3 protein-coding genes are annotated in these 2308 nt (G+C 53.1%); all 3 read right to left on the bottom strand.

The genetic code is table 11. The features are described from left to right. Positions 1-391 precede the first annotated feature (391 nt). Positions 392-1315, bottom strand: coding sequence for a DUF5119 domain-containing protein (locus tag KG118_RS17280; protein ID WP_213388594.1), 924 nt, complete (start codon positions 1313-1315; stop codon positions 392-394). Positions 1316-1347: 32 nt separating this feature from the next. After that, complete coding sequence (locus tag KG118_RS17275) at positions 1348-1755, bottom strand: hypothetical protein (RefSeq protein ID WP_213388593.1); 408 nt, start codon at positions 1753-1755, stop codon at positions 1348-1350. A 6-nt stretch (positions 1756-1761) separates the two neighbouring features. After that, a partial coding sequence (locus KG118_RS17270; protein WP_213388592.1) for a DUF3575 domain-containing protein occupies positions 1762-2308 on the bottom strand: 547 nt, incomplete at its 5' end.

Here is a 2308-nt window from a genome sequence, read left to right as displayed (position 1 = left end):
GCGTGTCTGCACGCTTGCATACGTATCAAATCCGATTGGCTTGTTCACCTCGGGGTTTTGTTCGGTAATCTCGTTTTCCGAACACGCTGCCAGTGCCAGCATGGTAATGGTCAGCAAGAATAAACTTTTTGTTTTCATAATTAAATTAGCTGTTTTTGGGGTTGATAAATTGTATTATTTTTTATTGTTAAGTATAGTTCCTTATTGTATAGTTCTTTATTGTATAATTCTTTATTGTATAGCTCTTTATTATAAGTAAGGATTGAAATTTAATTTATATCAGGAGCATCTGTCATTCAGAGCGTAGCGAAGAATCTCCTCTCTTGATGTATACACAGAAAATAGATTCTTCGCTACGCTCTGAATGACAGATAGTATATGTCTTGTTTTTCTATATTGGAATCTCCGTATCGGTTTCTTCCCCCCATTCCTCCACGTCGGCATCGAATCCTGATCCCTCTGAGGGGGTTACATCCGGCAGCGGGGGATTTACTTCGGCTTCAATTTTCAGCGTGATAACGCCGTTCCCGTCCGTATCTTCGCTGATTTCGAGGTTCTCCACCTGCCTTTCCACAACGGTCTTGTTGTCTTTCAGCAAGGCTTTCAGCTTTATTTTGGCTTCGTCCTGTGCGGGCATCCCGAAGAGCTGGAAGGTTCCGCTTAGTGTTCCCCCGGTTCCGGAATCCCCGTCGGGGGTGATGTCCTGCACCTCGAACTCCTGCATTCCCCTTTCGGCATGCTCTGTGCTCCCGTTGTGCAGGAGTATGGATAGGGGCACGCCGCTGAGCAGGCAGGTGGCTTGCTTTAGGTTTTGGATTCCCTCTATGTGCAGCTCCATCCTCACCGTGCGGGTGAGTGGGGCGGGTACGAGGTGCAGCTGCGCCGTCCTGTCCTTCACCTCGAAGCCGCGCATTACGGCGGAGGCCAGCTTGCCGGGTGCGGAGGTGATGACTCGCGTCTCGTTCCGTGTCTCGGTCTGCATGGCGTAGGCTTCGATGGTGTGCAGGTTGTCCTGCCCCCTGAATGCCACGGTTCCGAAGTCGTCGAAGGAGCGGTTGAATAGCAGTGCGTCGTAGCGTCCTTCGGGCAGCTGCACGGTGGAGCGGGTGCGGTCTCCCATCAGCGCCACGCGGGGCGCTCCTCCGTCCTGCGGGTATAAAATCAGGGTGGCCCCGTATCTGCTTTCCTCTTCCTGTCCTGCACGGCTCCAGTCTGCGGTCACGCTGATTTCTGCCTCGGTGTAGTAGGTTAGTTCCCTTCGCTGGCACGATGCGAGGGCGAGGGGCAGCAATAAAAGCAAAACTGTATTCTTCATTTATTCTGTTTGATTCTGTTTGTTTTTTTATCCTAACAAAAGTCCGTTATCCGTATTTCGGACAGGTAGAGCCTTGTCATATAGTTTACCACTCCCAGTTTCTGCGCCACCTTTCCGTATCGGGAGTAGAACTCTTCGGTGGTTGGTGCGTTGCAGTCCAAGTGTCCGTCTGTGACCTGCAGCACGTCGAGCAGGGATATGTCGTGCAGGGGCCGGCAGAGGGCGTAGGCGATGCAGGGGTCGGCTATGCGGGTGTCGGTGTCGGCTATGCCGGCATCGGTATTGGTTGCAGGGCGTATCATCCCTTTCTGTTCGAGGAGCGCGCATATGTGGCGCAGCTCTTCGTGGGAGGACATTCCGCAGTGGGGTATGTTGCAGTGCTCGGCATGGGCTATGAGGTGCAGCAGGGCTATCGTTCTTTGGGTCAGGGGGGACAACATATGCTTTCATTTTTTTGTTTTCCGGTTGATGAGCCACACGAGTGATACTTTGAGTTTTGTGGGGCCCAGCCATGTGTATTCCCCGTTTTCCTGCCATAGCAGGGTCCGGTGGTTGTCTCGGGTGTGGTAGTGCCGGTAGTTGGTACGCAGCATTCCGATACCTATGTTGTACTCCAGCCTGAGGTTCCGGGCTATGGGGTGTGCGTAGCCGTAGCTGATTCCGGCTGCGATGAAGAATTCCCCCTGATAGCCTTTCGTGTCCCACTGGAGGTCGTATTTCCCTCCGCCTGCGTATAGTCCTGCGAAGTGTCCGGTGAGTGCTTGGCGCTTTTCTCTGTTTCCGAACCAGTATCGCCCTTCGAGCCCTCCCATGAGGAGTTGCAGGCAGTAGCGGTCGTCGTTTATCAGCCACCACGGGAAGATGTATTCGGCGTTGAGGGACCAGCGTTTTCCTATGGGGAGTTCCAGTTCGATGTTGGGCATGAGGGCGGCATCGAAGAGGAGGTTGGTTTTTAGGGCGAAGAGGGGGCGGGTGTGGGTTGCAATGCCTTGT

This window comes from Bacteroides propionicigenes (assembly GCF_018390535.1).
GTDB lineage: Bacteria > Bacteroidota > Bacteroidia > Bacteroidales > Bacteroidaceae > Bacteroides > Bacteroides propionicigenes.
The sequence above is the reverse complement of the archived record's forward strand: the minus strand, read 5'-3'. Positions and strand labels throughout refer to the sequence as shown.